Here is a 21260-nt window from a genome sequence, read left to right on the forward strand (position 1 = left end):
TTCACCCTATCCCTCTCTTGCCATAGTTCTAGTACAATTTAATAACTTCTGAAATGGTTCTAATACTTGTCCAATATTAGAGGAGGTAATATCCCCATTAAGACCCTCACTTAATAATTGGATCCGTTCTACCGCATCACGCAGTATGACCATCAATTGTTCAGTTGAGATATACGGCCTAGCAGTTAAGTTATGTTCGATTTCATTGGTGATCGTCTCACACAGACTGAAATCATGTAATAACTTTTCCCATATCACATGCAACGAATCTTCAATCATGGGTGCAAAAGAAAGAAACAGCTGCATATTCAGCTGTACCTTTTGCTGCAGATAATGTTCTGAATTCAGTTCTTGATTTTGTATATTGATGTAATGACTCATTTTCATTTTATTCAAATCACAAATTGATCTACTTAATAATGTTATGACCTCAACTTGGCCTTGATCAGACAGTAGCTGATAGAAACGACTACTATAATAATCACCTGCCAATACTTTCAATTGACGTGAACGCATGAGACCCTCTGATTGACTGCCTTGCTCTGTATCGATACTCTCATGTGTATCAAGCCCCATCTGGATCAGGGATGTCACCATAGCATAAAGCTCTGTGTTAACCCATGATATACGGCCACCCACATTCAAAAAAATATATAATAAATGGACACGGGCATCCGGGAAATTAGGCAATTTCGTATTTTGTTCTATCATGTCATACTCGATATAGCTACTTGCGAGTTGGGGAATGCGGTAAGATTTCATTGTTAGCCTCCGAGCTGATAACTTTAACACTCATTCTAGTCTTTACAATCTCGACTATTATAGCACATGTCTATTCAGCACGCACAGTGGTTCTTCTATCTTTTTAGCTTGATCAATGTCTATAAAACTGATTACGCCATAGTTTGGTTTCTGTCATGTGAAATGTATGTAACAAATGTTCTGGAAGTGGGTTTTCTCCATTACCCTTCAATGCCTGAGTCATTTCAGTGCTCCATTGAGGTCGACTCACATCCGCAGCCAATAGTAAATGACGCGTATTCAACCATTTATTCTCAACAACAAGCCTCAACATCAATCTATCCACATTAGTAGTATTCTCGAAGCTGAAGGAAATAACTTCGGCCAAATTCTCATAAATATCTTCAACAGTATCATCTGAAGACACTACTTTTAAATCTAACGATAGAATCGATTTACTCCATTCCACCCTACTTATAAGTACTGTTAAAGGGAGAGAACTAAGCGTGTCAACAAGGTTGTCGTTAGTAAGAACCATGCTTGAATGAGGATTAAATACCATAATATTACCTTTCAGTTGCGCAAGTGAGGGTTGAAATGTAAATAGCTTGGGTAGAACAATCAATACCCCTATGCATAGAAATAATGAACAACACAAACCAACCCATCGATTCATCTGTTGTGCTCCTTTCACCATTTCACTCTAATTATCATCGATCTCACGATTAGATCCCTTACCTCATTGTACAAACAAAAAAAGCAGGCTATGCCTGCTTTTTAACTCTCGCTCTCAACTTTACCATGCTTTGTTAACACTTCAGCTTTCCCACGGATCTTTACAGCTGAGGTATGGCTTGTGAACTGAGCAATAAGCACTTCACCTTTATCCAATTTCTCAGTGTGATGGAACTTTGTATCCTGTCCTCGTGTAAGTCCGATGACCTGAACACCATTCTCTTTTGCTTTGACAACTATAAAATCATCATTATTTGTTTCCACGATCTACTTCCCTCCCTTTTTATAGTCTTTATCAAGCAGAAATGGCTATGCCGTCCTCGTTCAAGGAGTATACCCTTCCGATGTTAGTGATACTTCGTATCACTTTAAGGTATCCGTCTCTGCCGAAATATAAGAAATAGAGTATCGAGTGAAACTTGTACTTTCTTATATTTAGAAAAGAAAAGGCCGTGAACAAACGTCACGGACCTTCCTTTTAATCATACAATCTTGTTCTATGGATTTTGTGGAAATCTTATTTAATTCCGTCTTTAAGCGCTTTACCTGGTTTGAATGCAGGGATTTTGCTCGCAGCGATTTCGATTTCTTCACCTGTTTGTGGATTACGTCCTTTACGTGCAGAACGTTCACGCACTTCAAAGTTCCCGAATCCTACAAGTTGCACTTTGTCGCCATTTTGTAGCGCTACGGAAATCGCTTCGAATACAGCATCTACTGCTTTTGTAGCATCCTTCTTCGATAATTCCGATGTTTCAGCTACTTGGGAAATCAATTCCGATTTATTCATTTCTATTCACCTCCCCAGCAAGAAATGAGATCGATTGTTATTCTTTGTTTCCGTTTTGTCGCAAAATATACTCTACAATAGCTTTTTTTACAGACATAATCGCCCTTTTCAATAATAAACCAAGAGCGCGGAACAAATTTATAGTAATACAGTGAACCTATAATATCAAGTATTTTAGGTCTTTTCACCATTATATTCGTTAAACTATGACCAATTATCTAATCGTTTGACATTGATTTCACATCCCTAGCGAGGTGTAACCATGAGAATATACTACTCTATTTATATAGATTTTGGCAATCATTACTCAGAAGCGTTGTAAGTACAATACGAATAAACCGTATGCAGGGATACATTCCTGCATACGGCTATTGACGATCAAAAGGTTATAAGATAATAGCAATTAATCCGCCTGATCCTTCATTAATGATTCTTCCCAATGTTTCTTGAAGCTTATATCTAGCATTATCAGGCATCATAGCAATTTTCCCTTGGATTCCTTCACGCACTATAGAGTGTAATGAACGACCAAAGATGTCTGAATCCCATATCTTTATCGGATCGTTCTCGAAATCCTGGATCAGATAACGCACAAGTTCTTCACTCTGTTTCTCAGTTCCAATGATAGGTGAGAACTCCGATTCCACATCTACTCGAATCATATGAATCGATGGGGCAGTCGCCTTTAACCGAACACCGAATCGAGATCCTTGACGAATCAATTCTGGTTCATCTAAAGTCATCTCCGCAAGCGAAGGGGCTGCAATGCCATATCCAGTCGTCTTGACCATTTCCAAAGCTTCTGCGAAACGATCATATTCCCTCTTGGCATGTGAGAATTCCTGCATCAATTGGAGTAAATGATCCTTACCACGAATTTCGACCCCAACGACTTCCATTAATATCTGATCGTACATTTCATCAGGAGCGAATAGATCAATCTCAGCAACACCTTGACCCATATTCATCCCACTAAGAGCTGCACGGTCAATAAATTCATAATCCATAAACTGAGTTACGACACGGTCCACATCCCGTAAGCGGCGAATATCTTTTACCGTATCACGGACAGAATTCTCGTAATTATTACGCAGCCAATGCTTATCATTTAAGACCATAACCCAGCTAGGAAGATTCACATTCACTTCATGCACTGGAAATTCATATAACACCTCACGTAAGACACCCGTTACGTCTTCTTCAGTCATTGTCGCGGCACTTAAAGATATAACTGGAATATCATATTTCACCGCTAATTCACTGCGTAATTGAAGTACTTCTTCACTTCGTGGGCGTGTTGAGTTAATGACCAACACAAATGGCTTGCCTACTTCTTTCAACTCTGCAATGACACGTTCTTCTGCTTCAACATATGAACTTCGAGATATCTCAGCAATGGAGCCATCTGTCGTGACCACTACACCCAATGTTGAGTGTTCTTGAATGACCTTTCTTGTACCGATCTCTGCAGCTTCTTGGAACGGAATCGGTTCCTCAAACCATGGAGTAGAGATCATTCTTGGACCATTCTCATCTTCATAACCCTTGGCACCTTCCACAGCGTACCCAACACAATCCACTAGCCGAATATTCACATCTAAGCCCTCGGCTACATTAATCTGAACTGCATTGTTTGGGACAAACTTAGGTTCGGTAGTCATGATTGTTTTGCCAGCTGCACTCTGCGGAAGTTCGTCAATGGCCCGAACGCGATCTGATTCATTCGCGATGTTCGGTAGCACAATGGTTTCCATAAATCGTTTGATAAAAGTTGATTTTCCTGTACGAACAGCACCGACGACACCTAAATATATATCGCCACCTGTTCGCTCAGCAATATCCTTAAAAATATCTACCTTTTCCAAGAGAGATCCCCTCCTCATATTACTCCGAAGGAAAAATGCTGCAAGAGCATCCGCTTCGTGTTCCATCTGAGGCCTCAACCATTGCAACGGATGAGCAGCCTTTCCATGTCGTTAGTAGTCCGCCGCTGGAAGAATACATCGGTTCAGAACGGCAAGCGGCGTTACTCGTTCGGGCATTTGGACTAGTATCATATTATGTATCTTCACAAAACAATATGACCGGTATTTTTGAAATGTGGACAACTGTATAACTTTCTTCACACTATCCAACTCAGTTATATGCGATTTTTTAATGAAGTATGACGAGAATACATATTTATTAATGTGACCGCTACGATAACGGATTGTCCTAACGATCGCTGTTACCCTCAGCATAAAGAAAGGGGCTGTCCCATAAGTCTTGAAAATGGCTAGGGGCACCCCTTTTTTTTGTTTTTTTGTAGGAGAAGGTTTAGGTGTTCTGAGAGGACGCTCCGTGAACGGACCGTTGTTACAATCGCTGTGGTCTCCAGATTTTTTGATTCCCCTTAGCGGTGAAAATCCAGAGACCAAGGCGACCGCTGCCGCTTTTTCACAATCGTTCCGTCCTCTGCGCTACTTTATGCATATTTTTGCAACTTTTCAACCGAAAACAAAAAAAAACGCCCTTTTTTGGTAACATGGAAGTACCATCAACCATTACCAAAGGAGCGATTTCTTTGTATATTTAATATATCATGGACCAACTTTTTCTGCCAATAGATTTGGAAGAAGACCTCCTCAAAATCACCACGTTCTCCCTATTAACACGGCAAAAAATCGAATAGATGATGCTATGTTTGACATTGGAAAATCGGCTACTTCTTCAACCAGAATCACGTGTTAAATTCGAAGTAGCGAAGAGAACGGAATTGTCCTGAAGAAGCGGTAGCGTTCGCCTACAAGCTTTCCGTAGGAAAGCTACTACGAAAGCATATGCTTTGCCATCGGATTTCAACCGCTATAGGGGTTATACAATCAAGAAATCTGAGGGCAACAGCGATTGTAAGGACAATCCGTTATCGTAGCGGCTACACTAACAACTGTTTCTGGAATTTTTCAGTGGCCTCCTTTGGGGACAGCCTCTTTTTCAGCTTACATAAGTTTACAACGTAAATGATCTTTTATTTCAGTAATTGAGTAGTAGCTACTGGTGCCCCATTATTCCAAGTATAGGGTAGTGATTTAACAGGTACAAAATAAGAATGATTCACAAGATACTCTCTCAGATCTTCATTACTTTGCGGATTAAGATCATTGAGATCAATAGTTTGCATGATGTCATATCCATAATCTACATAGACAATTCCTTCTGAATCCATCATAAAAGTAACATCCTCATTCGTGAATATACTTGCTAGTCGAATGGAGGGTACACCTGCCTTTTGTAAATCTATACTATATATATTTGGATACAATTCAACACCTAATGGAAGTTGGTTATCATGCTCCCGTTGATATTTACTCACAGCTTGTTGAACATCGTTCACTTTCTGAACAGTTACTAAGTCCATCACTCGAACCGTTGGATCACTTTCTTCATTAATTATTATGAAGTACGCACTTCCACCCTTTTCAAAGGCAGTATGCGGCATATCATCAATATAACCATATTTTTTTAACGCATCCATATCCACTCTGAATTTCTCGTAGCGTGGAATATCTTGATCTGCATTCAGTATAGGCAATATTTCTAAATCTTTCTGATAAGCATCTACAGCAGATTGAATACGATTCACACTTTCACGGTATGAAATCTGCTCCTTATTTTCTTCAGGGTATAGACAACCAGTGGTTGCCAACATGAGTATCATGACTGCAATCCCTAATTTAAGCCATGTTTTTTGTTTGTTTTTACTATTGGGGGTTATCAACCATCATCATCCTCTTCACATGAATTACTAGTATTACTCACCATAACTCATCATGTTCCTGATTTCTCGCAGCCTCTAGTTGTTTTCGAATAGCCGCCTTTAGAGGATCTTCTGGAATAGTAACCTCGACATCATCTAGAATAATAGTCTGACAGGATAGACGTATCCCTTCGTTTATAGAAGCTCCTAATTTGCGTTTTTCAACATCGCTAATAGATGAGAGTGCTGATTCATATTGTTCACTAATCTTTATTTTACACATTAAACAGTTTGCTTTCCCTTCACAACGCGTTGGAATATATACGCCTGCTTTACGAGCAGCATTTAGAACATTAGTTCCTTGTCTCACCTTAATGATTTTCCCTGCGGGTTGAAATGTTATAACATGATCCATAACGATCACCTTTCTATACTCCTTTACTATCGTTTAGACATATAACGGAGTAAAGTAGGAGCTTCCAATAATTTAGCGATTAACAATATTTGGTTCTCTTCTAACCAATGATGACGTACCAACTTCTCTAACAACGGCAAATGTTTCTCCAGCTCTTCTCTCATCCTCATCGCTATCGCTTCATATCTATCTATACGCTCTCTAAGCATGTTAAATATGAGTTCGTGACTTAGAGGTGTCAAACACATTTGAACACCATCTAGTTCAATCTCAGGAGCATCAGTCCACAATGTATCTTCTACTTTAACGCTATACTCGAAAGTATTCGAAGATATTCTAAAATCTCCGACCAACTCAATCTGTGCATCGTTTAATACATAATGACTAAGAATGGATGAATATAATCCTTCTTTATTCAATTCTTGTTCATCTACCGACCATTTTTTAATTGCTGTATGTAGCATTTCAACCGCCTTAGCGTCTGCATATAAATCAATATCACGTGGAGGGATATGGACTTTCACTTCCTGCAAGATCAAGCTACAACTCCCGCCTAATAGCCACTTTTGGTTAGTAGAATTCAAACATTTTGCAGTCATCTTCAATACCTGCTGCAATTCGTTTGTTAGATGATGCATTAAGGTCACTTCCCTCATTCAAATCAAGTGAAACATATACTTTCTTATATTTTTAAAAATAAGTTTTATTACGCGCCTTTATCTCTCCAACTTGCTTCACTATGGACTGACATCCTAACCGGTAACCTTCTTCGAACTCTTCCGGATCAAGACGACGATATTCTGCTTCGGTTGGATCCTCCAAATATTCTGAACCCGCTTCGATCAAACATCTACAGCGAGCGCAAGTCCCACGAGTACAAAGATGCTGCCAATCAACACCATGTTGAATCGCATGTTGAAGAATAGAATCTCCAACCTTCGGTTCCACCGTTTTCGTTATAGTTCTTCCAATGAGTTGTAATGATGGTTCCATCTCACATTTCACCAACCCTCTTATATAGTTACAGATGTAGGATTTAAATTAAAGACACTAACCCGCCAAGGAATCCAACAAGCATAAAAACAAAGGCAAGAACTGACAATATTCCTCGAATGATCCCTTTTGTTTTACTCCGAGCAAATGTTATAAGAAATACAGAACAACCCATTATTAATATGGCGATGAGGGATACCCACATTTTTGTCATTGCATCCATAGAATAAATTCTCCATTCTTTCGACCATTTTATTTAGGTTATTATAACATGAAACATGTCCCATTTCGCAAAAATAGGACAAAACAGATTGAAATAACCACTTCAATCTGTTTTGTCCATATCGTCAAATCCTATCCTACTGAAACATGATCCTATTTCTTTATCATCATTTTCATCAATGATTCCATACTTTGGGGATCCATACCACTTTTTTTGACTGCACTCACAATATCTTTTATTGTACTTTCACTGACGGGCACATTCGCCATGGCAGACACTTGCTTGATTAATTGACGTAGTTGTACCTCACTCTGCATTGTCGACGGTTTTACCGTGCTGGCGAGTTTCTTAACTGCATTCTCAGAAATTTGTTTTCCATTTTTTTTATTAATCGCATTCAGCGCATCTTTGGGTATATTGTTACTCAAATGTTATCCCTCCTCCGACAATCCTCACACCATCATATGAGAATAGGTCAAAAAAGGTGAATAGTACTTAAGTATGCCACTGCTCCCAAGTCTCCAAGCGAATGTTTTCCATTTCTGTCTTCGGATCACGACCCATTAATGTTTCAACAGCCACTCTTGCGTCCATCTCTTTGAATAGTACATTATAAATCTGATCTGTTATAGGCATTTGGACTCCATGTTGAATCGAAAGACTATGAGCTGCCGCTGTAGTACGAATACCTTCCACAACCATCCCCATAGATTCTAGAACGTCGTCCAGTTTATTCCCTTTACCGATCAATGATCCAGCACGCCAATTTCGACTATGCTGACTCGTAGCGGTCACAACCAAATCACCGATACCCGCTAGTCCTGAGAAGGTGAGTGGGTTCGCGCCAAGTTCAACACCAATTCTAGATATTTCTGCTAGACCTCTAGTCATTAATGCTGCCTTCGCATTATCTCCAAACCCTAGTCCATCAGACATTCCTGCACCAAGGGCAATAATATTCTTAAGTGCTCCCGCTAACTCAACCCCAATCATATCGCGATTGGTGTACACACGGAAATAAGAATTCATAAATAATTCTTGCGCTCTTTCAACCGCTGATTTGTTTAGCGATGCAACAACAACCGTAGTAGGACAACGACGAATAACTTCCTCAGCATGACTTGGACCTGATAAGACAACGATGTCTCCTTCACTGCAGTCAAGTTCTTCAGCAATAACGGTGGACATCCTCTTTAGACTCTCTGTCTCGAATCCCTTAGTTGCATGAACACAAAGCATGTCCTTGTTCCAATAATTCTTCAGTTCACTTGTGACCTCTCTCATTGCAGAGGATGGTGCAACCAAAATAACAGCGCTAGAGTTTTCTACAGCAGCTTTCATGCTGGTTGTAGCCGTTATATTAGAGGCCAAGGTAATTCCAGGTAAGTATTTGCTGTTCGTATGGAACTCATTTATCTCTTTCACTTGTTCAAAATTACGACTCCATAGGACGACATTATTATGATTCATAGCTAGAACGCTGGCAAGTGCTGTTCCCCAACTTCCTGCAACTAGTACGGAAACTTTGTTAGACAACATGTTTTCCTCCTTTGCCAGATCCCCCTGAACCAATTTTATTCTCGCGATGCTGTACAATTTTCACTATATTACTTCTATGTCGCCAGAAGACAAATATGGCAATGATGATGCTGGTCCAGAATACTGGTTGTGGGTATCCACCTAGAATTAATAAAAATACGGGTGTGAGTAACACGAGTATTAACGACCCGAGGGATACATATCTTGTTAATACAATCGATATAATAGCAATAATTCCAGCCAAGAGTGCAGGTAAAAAACTTAATGTGGCCATCACACCAATCGTTGTCGCAACTCCTTTACCTCCACGGAAATTGAAGTAAATGGGCCAGTTATGGCCCATAATTGCAGCAATCCCGCATAATGCCGGAATCCACGCTTCATCTCCGCCTAGCCATTTACCAATCCAAACTGCTACGATTCCTTTAAGTACGTCAAGTAAAAGAACAACTATTGCTGGTCCTTTCCCTAATACACGCAAAGTATTTGTAGCTCCAGCGTTTCCACTACCATATTGACGTATATCGATCCCCTTGAGCATCTTTGCCAATAAAACACTAAAACTGATAGAACCCAATAAATAACAAATTGTGAGTGTGATTATTTGTATCAACAAACCTACATCACCTAGCTTTCATCGGACTTACGCCGGGTGAATATCCGTATCGGCGTCCCTTCAAAATCAAATGCAGCGCGAATTTTATTCTCTAAATAACGCTCATAAGAGAAATGCATCAACTCAGGATCATTCGCGAACACAACAAACGTTGGTGGTTTCGTTGCCACTTGAGTCGCATAGTTAATGCGTAATCTACGCCCTTTATCTGTTGGTGGTGCATTGGAAGCTACCGCATCAGAAACTACATCATTCAAGATATGTGTTTGTACGCGTAATGCGTGTTGTTGGGCAACATGCTTCACAACTGGCAATAATTTTTGCAGACGTTGTTTCGTCTTAGCTGATAGAAATACAATTGGAGCATAGGTCATAAACAAGAAGTGATCTTTGATTTTAGTCTCGAAATTTTTCATGGTTTTATCGTCTTTTTCGACCACATCCCATTTATTTACGACGAAGATTGAAGCTTTTCCTGCCTCATAAGCATAACCAGCAATGTGCTTATCTTGTTCGATTATGCCTTCTTCAATGTTAACTACCACAAGTACCACATCTGCTCTTTCAATGGCTCTCATAGCTCGCATTACACTATATTTTTCAGTATTCTCATATACTTTTCCACGTTTACGCATACCCGCTGTATCGATAATGACATAGCGTTGCCCATCACGTTCAAAAGGAGTATCAATTGCATCGCGAGTCGTACCTGGGACATCGCTCACGATTACACGTTCTTCACCTAGTATAGCGTTAACAAGCGATGATTTCCCTACGTTTGGTCGTCCAATTAAGGCTACCTTAATGACGTCCTCATCATATTCTTCTTCAATTAGATCAGGTAGATTATTGACAATTGCATCAAGAAGATCACCAATCCCTGTTCCATGACTTCCCGATATACCAATTGGATCACCGAATCCAAGACTATAGAATTCGTATGTATCTTCGACCTTTTTGATGTTATCCACTTTATTGATAGCTAGTACGACAGGCTTTCCAGAACGGAACAACAGTTGAGCAACTTCCTCATCCGCTAACGTTATTCCCGTCTTAGCGTCACACATAAACACGATAACGTCGGCTTCTTCAATAGCAAGCTCAGCTTGCATCCGGATCGATTTCAACATCATGTCTTCTCCGTCGATTTCAATCCCACCCGTGTCAATGACACTGAAACTTTTACCATTCCAATCTGAAATGCCATATATTCGGTCACGTGTAATACCTGGTTTATCTTCAACTATAGCCAACCGATCACCAATTAACCTATTAAATATCGTTGATTTCCCTACATTTGGTCTACCCACGATCGCAACTACAGGTCTTGCCATCATACATTCCTCCTTCAATTCTTACGATTATCATCATAGCAAAAAACGTTAACCTTTGCTAACCTTTCTAAATTCGTAATATTTTATTATATATGACCGATTGTCAAAGTCGAATATTGCGATTAATTTGACAATCCGTCATATATAAATATAAAAAAATATCGGCGAACCCGCGGGAGGGTTCGCCGATTTTAAAAATTATCAGATCCCGATCATTTAAATTTATCTAGCTTATCACCAAATAGGTCGCCAAGTGTGAAACTTAGACCTTCATTTGAAAGTGATACGTTCGGATTGTTAATTTCTACTTTTGGTTCTCTACTATTTCTAGGAGCTCTTGGTTTATCATTTTTTGCTTCATGAGCAGGAGCGTCTTGTGTTTCTTTGATGCTCAGGCTAACTCTCTTCTCATCAGCATTCAATTCAAGAATTTTAACTTGAACTTGTTATCCTTCTTGTAATACTTCTTGTGGAGAAGCAATGTGGCTATGAGAAATCTGTGAGATATGAACTAGTCCTTCAACACCTGGAGTTAATTCAACAAATGCACCGAAAGCTGCAAGACGTTTAACTTCACCAGTTACAATATCACCAGCATTAAACTGACTAGTAGCATTCTCCCAAGGACCTGGTTGAGCTGCTTTGATACTAAGGCTGATTTTTCCTTTTTCAGAATCAACTTTAAGTACCTTAACTTTAACTTGTTCGCCTTCAGAAATAACATCAGAAGGTTTCTCAACACGGCTCCATGCGATTTCAGATACATGAACCAATCCATCTACGCCACCGATATCTACAAATGCACCAAATTGAGTAAGACGTTGAACAGTACCTTCGATCACTTGACCTTCTTTCAAGTCAGCCATGATTTTCAGTTTATTCACTTCAAATTCAGCATCAAGAACATCTTTTTGCGACAAGATTACTTTGTTGTTCTCACGATCAAGTTCTTTCACCTTCACGCGCAATGTGCGACCTTTATAGTCACTGAAATCTTCAACGAAATGGCGTTCAACCATAGAAGCTGGAATGAATCCACGAGCCCCAACATCTACTACTAGACCACCTTTAACAACGTCAGAAACTACAACTTCAATGATTTCTTGACTTGTAAAATGTTTTTCTAGTTCTTCCCAGCCATTTTCACTATCAATAGCGCGTTTGGAAAGAAGTAATCTTTCTTTCTCATCGTCAATGCTGACAACTTTACATTCAACTTCTTGGCCGATTGCAACGGCATCAGATGCGTTATCAACTTGTACAGAAGATAACTCACGAACCGGAATCACACCGTCATATTTATATCCAATGCTTACATAAGCTTGGTTATCTTCTAGTTTGACGATCGTCCCTTTCACTGTATCCCCTTTTTTCACGGATACACCTTTGTCCAATTCCTCTTGGTTTGATACTTCAACTACTTCTTCATTCTTGATTTCTTCCGACATATCAATGCCCTCCTCAATTCAAAATCCCATTTATTTAAACCTGCTATGCAGTGTTCAAAACATTCATTTTCTAGTATCTTTCCATAAAGCGTCATACTTCATGCAAAGAAATCTAATGTGTTGTGGGTTGACCTGTTTTTTGCATTTCATGAATACGTGACATAATCACTTCCGTTACAGCCTCTAGCTGATCACCTGAGGCAGTCTCATCCATAAACTCTGATAAATCTACAGGTACTCCGTATACAACCTTCATTTTTCGAAATAACTTGTATTCCCCTAAGATCGCCACAGGGATAACTGTTGCTTTGCTACGGAGCGCAAAACTTGCGGCCCCTTTCTTAGCTGTTCCTGATGTTGAATTGCGGGTACCTTCCGGGAAGATCCCCATCATTTCACCCTGTTGCAAGATTTTGATTGCCATACGAATTGAATCTCTACTAAATCCGCCACGTTTCACAGGGAATGCTCCTAATTGATGAAGCAATGGACCGAATACAGGAATTTCAAATAATTCCGCTTTGGCCATATATTTAACCTGACGTTTCAATTTAATTCCCACAGTGATTGGATCCATCATACTGATATGATTTGCACACAACAGTACGCCACCATTATCAGGGACGTTATCTTTGCCAATCGATTCTAAACGATATAGAACTGCAAATATCAATCGCAATAATCCTCTGCAAAAGACATAGATCATCGTAATCTCTCTCCATCCATCTGACTTCTGCAAAGTGAAACAATCTTTTCCACAACTTGATGAATATTCATCTCGGTTGTATCTAGGAGAATGGCGTCTTCAGCACGACGTAAAGGAGATATTTCCCTCTGTTCATCCAAAGTATCACGCATTGAAATATCCTTCTCAAGTTGTTCAAGTGACGTTCGTTCTGCATCATTCATTTCATTGAAGCGACGTAGAGCACGTTCTTTCACAGTAGCAGTCATAAAAATTTTGACCTCAGCATCTGGAAGTACTGTAGTTCCGATATCACGTCCATCCATTACGACGCCTTTACGCAAAGCCATTTGCCGCTGAAGTTGCACTAAATGAGTTCGCAGCCCCTCGATTTGCGCATATCGGGATACTAATCCATTAACTTGTGGTGTACGAATATAAGATGTGACATCTTCTCCATTAACCCATACACGTTGTCCACCATGATCTGGCGTTAATTCAATGAGCATATGTTGCACATGTTCAAGTACCTGATCTGGCACTTCTGGTCCTACTCCATGTTTCGTCAAAAACCAGGTTACAGCTCGATACATGGCACCCGTGTCAACATATATGTACGACAATTGATTTGCCACTAAGCGTGCAACAGTACTCTTCCCTGCACCTGCTGGACCATCAATTGCAATATTGATTCTGTTGTTCATATCTGTCACCTGCCTAACCAATGGAGTATTCCCCATAACATTAACTCAAGAAAAAAGCAGGCAATGCCTGCGACGTAAAGATTATATCATATATAGTGTATTCTTGCAAAACAGAACCGAATAAAATGATCTACCAATCATTTACACTCTGATCGATCATAGGTTCACCGTCCAACTTGTATACTGATGATATAAAAATTCGTAATGTTGGACTATGTAGGCCCAATTGAAGAATAACCATCATACAAAGCAACGTTATGAACACATATTTCGCAATTTTACTACTCAATGTGAACCATTTATCGAAGTCGTTTATTTCCTGTTGATTATCATGTTGTTCGTCTTCCATACGCTAATCTCCCGATAATTTTCGATTAGTATATCTAAGATATACTTCTTTTATACTATCGATTAACGGTTACGAAACTCTATTTGTCGCTCAAAACAATACCGTATTAACTTTTGCCGTTCCGAATGAAAAATGTCCGTAAATTTCAACATGGCGATATTCCGATTCTGATCACCATTCTTAACTCTGACTATTTCCGCTATAAAAGGAACATGCTCAACCGAACCATTCTTATAAGGAATCAATAACCAACAAGATAATATATCTCCTTCTTTAAGACTATATTTCGCTTCTGAAAAGAATGATATCCCACCACCACTCACATCTTCTGTATGCGTAATGAATCGCATATTGTTTTCTTTCTTAATAGCAATCTCAAGATTCGCATTCACACGAAAATAGGTTCGACGTTGTATTTTCGAAATATCATCAAGATGCGGTTTGTGAATTCGAACCATTCGAATAACATCTTCCTTGAAACCCAATACATACGTATTGAAATAATTTTTAATCCCACCTTCCGTTATGTATTCAACGGATAATTCATCACCGAAATATAATTTTTTTAATTTTCCATTCGATTCATTCATAGGCATCTCGATCAAGAAGGACTCTTCATCAATATCTGAAAGTCTTGATTTGTACACAACTGTACCATCTTTATTGTCATCAGAGTCTATGTGAATATAAAAAATTTCAGTTACCTTTGGATACAAGCCTACTCACCACCATCATTAAATTATGACATATTCTTAATTATAACATGTATTTTTGCACAGAAAAACGACATTCGAGTAAAGTACTTATCCGAATGTCGTTATATGATTTGCAGCCCTTATTTTACAGGAGTTCTTATTTCTTCAACACTTACTTCTGAACCATCTTCAGCATTAATAAATACTCTATAATTTGTTCCATTCACTTTTCCACCAAACTCATAACATAAAACTTCCTTTGAATATTCATCTTCGATTAAGGACTTACGATTGTAATTCTCTGTGAATTCTTGATTTAACATCTTTCTCGCTTCTTCAAGGTTAAGCTTTGCTGGAGGTATTTTACGGTTATTCTGCTGCTCATACACGAATTCACTGGCTTGGAACCCTGTTACTTCACCATTATCAAGCCCCACTCGAACAGTCATCTTCTCGGGGTAAATGAGCACCCCATCCTGCTTACGCACGTATGTGAATGTACCCATATTTCCATACTCATCATACATAATAGGTGTCATTTCATGATAACCCTTATTAACTAGAAATTTATTTACTTTATCCCTGGCTTGCTCCATATCTACTTTTTTGTTCCCAACTTTACGATTATCAGAATACGAAATTAGCAAGCCGCCCTTTTTAGTGAAATCCATAGAAATTGTAGCAGCCTTACCCTTACTACTCTTTGTTTGAGCTGTATAAGAAGCCCATTCCGTACCCTTCCCATTTTCCGTAATTTGCACCTCAACGTTTGACCCGAGATCAGCAAATTTGATGGATTTTCGCCGAATATCTTCTTCCGTCACCGGAACCCCATCTAATTTTTTCACAGAGCGTTTGTCATTTATTGAAGCAACGGATGGTCCCCAATCCAAATCGGGATATTCACCTACCGTTTTATCCACTAATTTAAATCCGTCAATGACACTGTTATCTTCCATCTGATCTTCATTGGCAATCGTTGCTTCTACATCCATCCAACGTATCCTATTCTTGATTACTTTATCTTGTACTGCCTGTAATTCCTTAGATATTTGAGCTGAATTCTTATATAGCACCTTTAAAGTATTGAATTCCTGTTCACTTAAAGGTTCCTTATCTAAATCCCGGATCGATGTTTGATATGAGAATTTAGAGATTTTTGATAAAAACTCTTCCGTTTTGTTAAAAGGTAACAATGCGAGGGGTAGTTGATTGATTTCATTCTGAGCTTCACTAGTCATTCGCCATACATTAACCAACCCTTTTCGATGCATAGACCTCGAAGCTGAATTAACTGCTAACGTATTCCCAATTTCTCCATGTAGTCGATCAACATGATAAGACAAATCGTGAAATGCTCGTTGATATTGATTTTCCGCTTTGATCAGAATTGAATTTTTCTCTTGATTTTCTTGATAACCCCATACCATAGCACCTATTAACAACACCGTCATGACTGGAAACAATACAGCGCTTAATCGCTTATACATATACTTTCAAGTCTCCTTTCTTCTTATCCTTGCCGTTAGTGTGACAAGAAGAAAGAAGTCTTATACATGCTTACCAATTCTTTCGTAATTAAAATATTTGTTGCTCAATTTCAAAATGCAGTTGATTATCACAAAGACATTGTTTAAACCCAGTTTCAAGTTTACCTTGTACTTCTCTGCCACACAGAATAAAACATTCTCCGCACTGTTGACATACAATTTTCACTTTTACACGCAAAAAAAGACACCTCCTGTAAATGTCATTAATCCATTGCTAATATTCTCAAGTAAGATTTCTTGAAATAAAAGCGCCGCATAAGTTCATTTCATCAGAATCAGTGTCTCCAAAATTGTTACGTATTAACCTCTTCTTCCCTCTTTTGGAAGCGAAGCGGCGAACGATTGTTTGCACGAATTACTTTATCCATGCCACCATACCATAATAAAACCATCAAAGGAACAATAAGCCATACCCAATAATCCGTTACTGTCGTTAATATAAGATCATATATCCCATGAAATAACCAAGGTATCAATAAAGAATACACAAGATAACGTTTCGTATTATTCACTTTACGGAAACGCGCTAAACCGAAGTAATAACCCATAATAACCCCGAATAAAGCATGACCCGAAACGGGCAAGAGTGCTCTTATAAACATCGTCCCTATTGATGCTTGGCTATACCAGGCATACATAAAGTTTTCTACAGTTGCAAATCCAAGTGAAATGGTCACAGCATATACAATACCATCATAGGGCTCATCGAACTCCACATGGTTGTAAATGATGAAATATAGAACTAACCACTTCAATAATTCCTCAACTCCAGAAGAGATGAAGAATGACTGCACAAAAGGATGAGTTCCTAATCCCAAAGTCAGTCCTCTCTGTATAATGATGACTGGGATCACAACAAGTAAACCCAGTAAAAATATACGTACAACCATATGAATCGGCTCAGCATCATATTTATCTTTCAGATAAAAAAACGTCAACAAAGCAAGCCCTGGCGCCACTGCAGACGCAATAACTGAAAACAATAGCACCCTTACTCCTCCGTCTCTGACGATAAGTGATTTATGCTGTTATTCCTGACGAGCGAAATGATGACAAATAACTCCGATCGCATCTTCTGGGATAATTACTTTACCATACTCTTCAAGAACAGCTTCTGTTGTTGAAATAGACTCACCAAATTCAGCTAAAACAGCTATCAATGATGGATGTTTATCCTCATCTAAATCGGCAGGTTCTAAATACAAAACCCATTTATCATTATAGTTATACAGCTTCCCAGCTTTTGTAATATTCCATTGAAGTACGTGTGCAGCTTCAATTAACACTTCAAAATCATTAAAAGCGTATACGATGGTATCACTTTCTTCAAGTGTAACTTCCATTTCATAAACGTCCTCTGGAATCTCATCTTCAATATGCCCCATGTATTGATGGTGATCATATTTACCTCGAGTCACAATGACGACCATTCCTTGAGCTGGCAATGCGAAAACTTCTACAGCCAAAGGTCCTGTTGCATCGAAACCGACTTCATTGTATGCCTGGTCCATCATATCAGTAAACAGGTCATGTACCTTCGGTATTTCTTGCCACATGTCTTCCTTTTGGATGCCACGCTCGCTCAGATCATCAAACGTTAGGAAAATCCGTATCTTATCTGGACTCAAACGTTCTATTTTCATGACAGGATCCTCCTTTGCAAGCAATGAGATATAACAAATTATGATGTCTCATTTAAATTGTGCTAAAAATAATTCTTATGTAAGTATCGTATCATTTTCTATACATAAATGCACGTAATAAAAAATATGATGGATCATCATTTCGCGATACCGTTTTTGACAATCCATCATACAAGTAGAACCGGCTATGCCGTCCTTTTTCAAAGACGGCATCCGTTTCAGCGGAAATATAAGGATTAAAGTATCAAGTGAAACTGATACTTTAATCCTTATATTTTAAAAAAGAATCATTTAATTCGGACAAATCCTGCCCGTTAAATGATTCTATATAAGAATCAATTTCATAATTACGCAAACCCATTTAAATGTGACTATATATTGACAGAATGAATCACTCTGATCAATATATAGTCCTCATTTGAGTTGCATAAGCGATTATGAAATTGATTCACAAGCAATAAATTACAATCCCGGAATAACTGTATTAGTCTCTTTCAGAATCTGATCTACTTCGTATTTAACCTCAGGGTTTCCTTTAATAAAATCCTTCAACATTGTCATGTTTGATTCCTTCGAATGGGTCTGTGTCTGTATTCCGGTTGTATTGAACGTTTCATTCGTTGAGTTGAAATTGGAGCCCACCGTGGGACTTTCACTTTCACGATCGCTCCCTAAAATTGAACCCATGCCTGTGAAGTCCATCATTTTCCCTCTTGCCTTATCAGCTAATTGCTGTCCAACTGCACCATTCTGATTGTTCTTAGAAATCATGTTAGTTGCTGCAGCTCCAATAACAATCCCAGTTAAAAGTGACGAAAAATTCACACGTATTACCTCCTTCTGTGATAGAATCATCGCTAGTATTAGCAAAAAGTTCGTAACTCATACGGTATATTAAAGGGAAGTGAGATGACATTATGAAGAGACAGACAACAGCATTTGTTCTTGCTTGTACCTTTCTGCTTAGTTCATGCAGTAACATGAACACAGCAACAAGTGATTCGGAATCGAATCAAATTCTAAAATCACAAGAACTAGAACAAAGTAAAATTACCCAGAAACAAACCCAAAAAAAAGGAGAGGAACTACCTACATTAACTGAAGAATCTCCTAAAGATATTACTCCTGAAGTCAATAAAGAACCTAAAATTGAATTGAATTATCATATGAACAGTAACTATGACATTATCCCTAACAATGAATCCATATCCAAAAAGGTTGTATTGCTAACATTTGATGACGGCCCAAAAGATGCGGATATGATCAACGGATTAATCGATATATTAGACAAGCATCAAGCAAAGGCCATATTCTTCGTAAATGGATATAAAGTCAAAGAAAATCCACACCTGCTGAAACTCATTCATGACCGTGAGCAAATCATTGGTAACCATAGCTGGGATCATGTGGTATTGAAGAATAAGTCAGAAGCAGAAGTCAAACAACAAGTTAAAGATGTTCAAGAAATTGTTGCCGATATAACCGGTGAAAAGCCCGTATACTTTCGTGCTCCACATGGTGCAGGTGGGGATGTCACTAAAAAAGTTACCAAAGACAATGGTATGTTATACATGACTTGGTCTATTGGTTCACTCGATTGGGAAATGAAATCAACGGATTCAAATCCAGCAGCAACTATCATAAAGAACGTAACGGAACAACTTCATTCTGGAAGTAATATCCTAATGCATGAATTACCGTGGACAGTCCAGAGTCTCGATAAATTACTGACAGAGCTAGAGACGAGGGGATATACTTTTGTAGATCCTAGAAGCATTGAATTACAAATGCGTTAAATTAATTTTAGAGCTTAAAAATATAGGACAACCCTATGTAGTTAGTTATCTTAACTACGCAAGGCTGTCCTCTTCATTAGAACGTAGGGTAATCAGGTTCATTTCAGCAGGACATCGAAATCTCAGTGGAAGATGTCGATACCCAAATCCCCGACTAACAAATAACCTAGATCTTGTAATTAAAGTATCCTCTTGCTCCCATTCAACCAACCCACTCGCAATATCGCGATAACATTTATCTAAGTGAATAGGACCTATCCAAGGAAAAATAATTTGCCCTCCATGAGTATGTCCAGCTAAGACAAGGTCAGCAGGTTTTGTCGAAAAACGGTTTATCCACGCAGGATCATGAACTAATACCAGCCGACAAACATCCATTTCACTATTTGGTAGCTTGGGTAACGGAGAATACTTTTTTAGGCGAATGTTAGAATAGTCCATTCCTGTTAACCATATGAAAGATCCATTTTTCTCAAGCTTCACGTTTTGATTCATTAACAAATTTACATCACATAATCTCAGTATCTGATCTAGAGAAACAATGTCAGCTTTATAATCATGGTTACCATGCACGGCATATACGGGAGCAACACTCGATAATAGTCTCATATTTCTCTCCACACGTGATAATGGGACATTCTTTTCCATAATATCCCCACCCAACAATACCCAATCAACCTGACCTTTTAATGACATCAATAATTCTTTAGGAAGATGTCGTCGGTGAATATCCGTAATGAAGAGAATCCTACTTCCATCAAATGACCTCGGTAGTCTACTCAACTTGAATTCAACAGGATTGATCACGACTCTAAGCGCTTCATGTATCATCCAATACAATAAAATCACTGCTGCTAGAGTAACACAACCGGATAATAACCAGATCAATGCAGTCATTTCCATATCTCCTTTAATGGCGGTGCACCTTCTAGACCCCACCACAATAATGCAGCTGTTAGCATCAAAAATAGAACAATGAGTGTATTCAGAAAAATTCTACTAAGTTTTATTTTATTTGAATAATAAGTTTCTGTTCGAGCAGGAATAATAACTTCAGCACTATTCTCATGATCACTATCGTCATAGTCGTTAGACTTCACTTCTTTAATTATCATCAATTCATCTTTCGAGGTGTTATCCTCTAAATATTGTCTTGCCTCTTCTTTACTGATAAAAGCCCAAGAAAGCCATACCTTCCTCGCTTGCTTTTTCTCATGATTCTGGTCTTCTCGCCGCTTCTTCTGTGTTTCTACTCTGCTAAGCCCCAT

General features: G+C 38.7%; 27 protein-coding genes and 1 pseudogene. 3 read left to right on the plus strand and 25 right to left on the minus strand.

Annotated features, from left to right (window positions below; genetic code table 11):
- Positions 1-6: 6 nt before the first annotated feature.
- The 5 genes from LPB68_RS03565 to spoIVA form a co-directional block, all read right to left on the minus strand.
- Complete coding sequence (locus LPB68_RS03565) at positions 7-762, minus strand: heptaprenyl diphosphate synthase component 1 (RefSeq protein ID WP_068657804.1); 756 nt, start codon at positions 760-762, stop codon at positions 7-9.
- 112 nt (positions 763-874) lie between these two features.
- A complete protein-coding gene (locus LPB68_RS03570) occupies positions 875-1417 on the minus strand; it encodes a hypothetical protein (protein ID WP_068657803.1) in 543 nt (180 codons plus the stop codon).
- 101 nt (positions 1418-1518) lie between these two features.
- Entirely contained in the window at positions 1519-1740 is a 222-nt protein-coding gene (gene mtrB / locus LPB68_RS03575; RefSeq protein WP_068657802.1) for a trp RNA-binding attenuation protein MtrB, read from the minus strand.
- Positions 1741-1993: 253 nt separating this feature from the next.
- Complete coding sequence (locus tag LPB68_RS03580; protein ID WP_068657800.1) at positions 1994-2266, minus strand: HU family DNA-binding protein; 273 nt, start codon at positions 2264-2266, stop codon at positions 1994-1996.
- 386 nt (positions 2267-2652) lie between these two features.
- On the minus strand, positions 2653-4131 hold the full coding sequence (gene spoIVA / locus LPB68_RS03585; protein WP_068657799.1) for a stage IV sporulation protein A: 1479 nt from the start codon (positions 4129-4131) through the stop codon (positions 2653-2655).
- A 35-nt stretch (positions 4132-4166) separates the two neighbouring features.
- On the opposite strand from spoIVA, the gene LPB68_RS03590 reads away from it, so the two are divergent.
- Positions 4167-4382 carry a hypothetical protein gene (locus tag LPB68_RS03590; protein WP_068657797.1) on the plus strand — a complete coding sequence of 72 codons (216 nt, stop codon included), beginning with the start codon at positions 4167-4169 and terminating at the stop codon, positions 4380-4382.
- A 224-nt stretch (positions 4383-4606) separates the two neighbouring features.
- Complete coding sequence (locus LPB68_RS03595; protein ID WP_157891903.1) at positions 4607-4789, plus strand: hypothetical protein; 183 nt, start codon at positions 4607-4609, stop codon at positions 4787-4789.
- Positions 4790-5273: 484 nt separating this feature from the next.
- Here the strand turns inward: LPB68_RS03595 and LPB68_RS03600 are convergent, their stop codons facing one another.
- From LPB68_RS03600 to LPB68_RS03685, 18 genes and pseudogenes are all read right to left on the minus strand, one after another.
- Complete coding sequence (locus tag LPB68_RS03600) at positions 5274-6023, minus strand: hypothetical protein (protein WP_232510208.1); 750 nt, start codon at positions 6021-6023, stop codon at positions 5274-5276.
- Between the two features lie 37 nt (positions 6024-6060).
- Positions 6061-6417, minus strand: coding sequence for a 2Fe-2S iron-sulfur cluster-binding protein (locus tag LPB68_RS03605; protein ID WP_068658660.1), 357 nt, complete (start codon positions 6415-6417; stop codon positions 6061-6063).
- 26 nt (positions 6418-6443) lie between these two features.
- Entirely contained in the window at positions 6444-7055 is a 612-nt protein-coding gene (locus LPB68_RS03610) for a nucleotidyltransferase family protein (protein WP_068657793.1), read from the minus strand.
- Between the two features lie 52 nt (positions 7056-7107).
- On the minus strand, positions 7108-7410 hold the full coding sequence (locus tag LPB68_RS03615) for a 2Fe-2S iron-sulfur cluster-binding protein (protein WP_068658658.1): 303 nt from the start codon (positions 7408-7410) through the stop codon (positions 7108-7110).
- Between the two features lie 43 nt (positions 7411-7453).
- The gene (locus tag LPB68_RS03620) at positions 7454-7633 is read right to left on the minus strand and encodes a DUF2768 family protein (protein ID WP_068657792.1); all 180 of its coding nucleotides are present in this window, start codon (positions 7631-7633) and stop codon (positions 7454-7456) included.
- A gap of 152 nt (positions 7634-7785) precedes the next feature.
- Entirely contained in the window at positions 7786-8061 is a 276-nt protein-coding gene (locus tag LPB68_RS03625) for a stage VI sporulation protein F (protein ID WP_068657791.1), read from the minus strand.
- Positions 8062-8128: 67 nt separating this feature from the next.
- The gene (locus LPB68_RS03630) at positions 8129-9169 is read right to left on the minus strand and encodes an NAD(P)H-dependent glycerol-3-phosphate dehydrogenase (protein ID WP_068658656.1); all 1041 of its coding nucleotides are present in this window, start codon (positions 9167-9169) and stop codon (positions 8129-8131) included.
- Positions 9162-9788, minus strand: a complete 627-nt coding sequence (gene plsY, locus LPB68_RS03635; protein ID WP_068657790.1) for a glycerol-3-phosphate 1-O-acyltransferase PlsY — start codon at positions 9786-9788, stop codon at positions 9162-9164. Before plsY ends, LPB68_RS03630 begins: the two co-directional genes overlap by 8 nt.
- 11 nt (positions 9789-9799) lie before the next feature.
- Positions 9800-11122, minus strand: coding sequence for a ribosome biogenesis GTPase Der (gene der, locus LPB68_RS03640; protein ID WP_068657789.1), 1323 nt, complete (start codon positions 11120-11122; stop codon positions 9800-9802).
- A gap of 212 nt (positions 11123-11334) precedes the next feature.
- A pseudogene (gene rpsA, locus LPB68_RS03645) lies at positions 11335-12570 on the minus strand (30S ribosomal protein S1).
- 112 nt (positions 12571-12682) lie between these two features.
- Positions 12683-13276, minus strand: a complete 594-nt coding sequence (locus LPB68_RS03650) for a lysophospholipid acyltransferase family protein (protein WP_068657784.1) — start codon at positions 13274-13276, stop codon at positions 12683-12685.
- A complete protein-coding gene (gene cmk / locus LPB68_RS03655) occupies positions 13273-13980 on the minus strand; it encodes a (d)CMP kinase (protein WP_068657783.1) in 708 nt (235 codons plus the stop codon). Before cmk ends, LPB68_RS03650 begins: the two co-directional genes overlap by 4 nt.
- Before the next feature lie 109 nt (positions 13981-14089).
- Positions 14090-14308, minus strand: a complete 219-nt coding sequence (locus LPB68_RS03660; RefSeq protein ID WP_068657781.1) for a hypothetical protein — start codon at positions 14306-14308, stop codon at positions 14090-14092.
- 62 nt (positions 14309-14370) lie between these two features.
- Positions 14371-15024, minus strand: a complete 654-nt coding sequence (locus LPB68_RS03665; RefSeq protein WP_068657779.1) for a flagellar brake protein — start codon at positions 15022-15024, stop codon at positions 14371-14373.
- 119 nt (positions 15025-15143) lie between these two features.
- Positions 15144-16493 (minus strand): germination protein YpeB, encoded by a 1350-nt coding sequence (ypeB, locus tag LPB68_RS03670; RefSeq protein WP_068657778.1) that lies wholly within the window; start codon positions 16491-16493, stop codon positions 15144-15146.
- Positions 16494-16846: 353 nt separating this feature from the next.
- Positions 16847-17542: a glutamic-type intramembrane protease PrsW gene (prsW, locus tag LPB68_RS03675; protein WP_068657776.1), complete on the minus strand. Its 696-nt coding sequence runs from the start codon at positions 17540-17542 to the stop codon at positions 16847-16849.
- Positions 17543-17581: 39 nt separating this feature from the next.
- A complete protein-coding gene (locus LPB68_RS03680) occupies positions 17582-18196 on the minus strand; it encodes a genetic competence negative regulator (RefSeq protein WP_068657773.1) in 615 nt (204 codons plus the stop codon).
- Positions 18197-18658: 462 nt separating this feature from the next.
- Positions 18659-19021, minus strand: a complete 363-nt coding sequence (locus LPB68_RS03685) for a hypothetical protein (protein ID WP_232510207.1) — start codon at positions 19019-19021, stop codon at positions 18659-18661.
- A 92-nt stretch (positions 19022-19113) separates the two neighbouring features.
- On the opposite strand from LPB68_RS03685, the gene LPB68_RS03690 reads away from it, so the two are divergent.
- A complete protein-coding gene (locus LPB68_RS03690; RefSeq protein ID WP_068657771.1) occupies positions 19114-19992 on the plus strand; it encodes a polysaccharide deacetylase family protein in 879 nt (292 codons plus the stop codon).
- A gap of 54 nt (positions 19993-20046) precedes the next feature.
- On the opposite strand, the gene LPB68_RS03695 is transcribed toward LPB68_RS03690, so the two are convergent.
- Positions 20047-20889 (minus strand): metallophosphoesterase, encoded by an 843-nt coding sequence (locus tag LPB68_RS03695; protein ID WP_068657769.1) that lies wholly within the window; start codon positions 20887-20889, stop codon positions 20047-20049.
- Positions 20886-21260 (minus strand): hypothetical protein, encoded by a 375-nt coding sequence (locus LPB68_RS03700; protein ID WP_068657768.1) that lies wholly within the window; start codon positions 21258-21260, stop codon positions 20886-20888. The genes LPB68_RS03695 and LPB68_RS03700 overlap by 4 nt, the downstream gene beginning before the upstream one ends.

The sequence above is a fragment of the Paenibacillus crassostreae genome (genome assembly GCF_001857945.1).
Lineage (GTDB): Bacteria > Bacillota > Bacilli > Paenibacillales > Paenibacillaceae > Paenibacillus_AQ > Paenibacillus_AQ crassostreae.

Bases quoted from the DNA above. Each gene is read 5' to 3' on its own strand.
- LPB68_RS03565 (WP_068657804.1), bottom strand. From the start codon at position 762: ATGAAATCTTACCGCATTCCCCAACTCGCAAGTAGCTATATCGAGTAT.
- LPB68_RS03570 (WP_068657803.1), bottom strand. From the start codon at position 1,417: ATGAATCGATGGGTTGGTTTGTGTTGTTCATTATTTCTATGCATAGGG.
- LPB68_RS03580 (WP_068657800.1), bottom strand. From the start codon at position 2,266: ATGAATAAATCGGAATTGATTTCCCAAGTAGCTGAAACATCGGAATTA.
- LPB68_RS03590 (WP_068657797.1), top strand. From the start codon at position 4,167: ATGCTGCAAGAGCATCCGCTTCGTGTTCCATCTGAGGCCTCAACCATT.
- LPB68_RS03605 (WP_068658660.1), bottom strand. From the start codon at position 6,417: ATGGATCATGTTATAACATTTCAACCCGCAGGGAAAATCATTAAGGTG.
- LPB68_RS03610 (WP_068657793.1), bottom strand. From the start codon at position 7,055: ATGCATCATCTAACAAACGAATTGCAGCAGGTATTGAAGATGACTGCA.
- LPB68_RS03615 (WP_068658658.1), bottom strand. From the start codon at position 7,410: ATGGAACCATCATTACAACTCATTGGAAGAACTATAACGAAAACGGTG.
- LPB68_RS03620 (WP_068657792.1), bottom strand. From the start codon at position 7,633: ATGGATGCAATGACAAAAATGTGGGTATCCCTCATCGCCATATTAATA.
- der (WP_068657789.1), bottom strand. From the start codon at position 11,122: ATGGCAAGACCTGTAGTTGCGATCGTGGGTAGACCAAATGTAGGGAAA.
- LPB68_RS03650 (WP_068657784.1), bottom strand. From the start codon at position 13,276: ATGATCTATGTCTTTTGCAGAGGATTATTGCGATTGATATTTGCAGTT.
- LPB68_RS03660 (WP_068657781.1), bottom strand. From the start codon at position 14,308: ATGGAAGACGAACAACATGATAATCAACAGGAAATAAACGACTTCGAT.
- ypeB (WP_068657778.1), bottom strand. From the start codon at position 16,493: ATGTATAAGCGATTAAGCGCTGTATTGTTTCCAGTCATGACGGTGTTG.
- LPB68_RS03680 (WP_068657773.1), bottom strand. From the start codon at position 18,196: ATGAAAATAGAACGTTTGAGTCCAGATAAGATACGGATTTTCCTAACG.
- LPB68_RS03690 (WP_068657771.1), top strand. From the start codon at position 19,114: ATGAAGAGACAGACAACAGCATTTGTTCTTGCTTGTACCTTTCTGCTT.
- LPB68_RS03695 (WP_068657769.1), bottom strand. From the start codon at position 20,889: ATGACTGCATTGATCTGGTTATTATCCGGTTGTGTTACTCTAGCAGCA.
- LPB68_RS03700 (WP_068657768.1), bottom strand. From the start codon at position 21,260: ATGGGGCTTAGCAGAGTAGAAACACAGAAGAAGCGGCGAGAAGACCAG.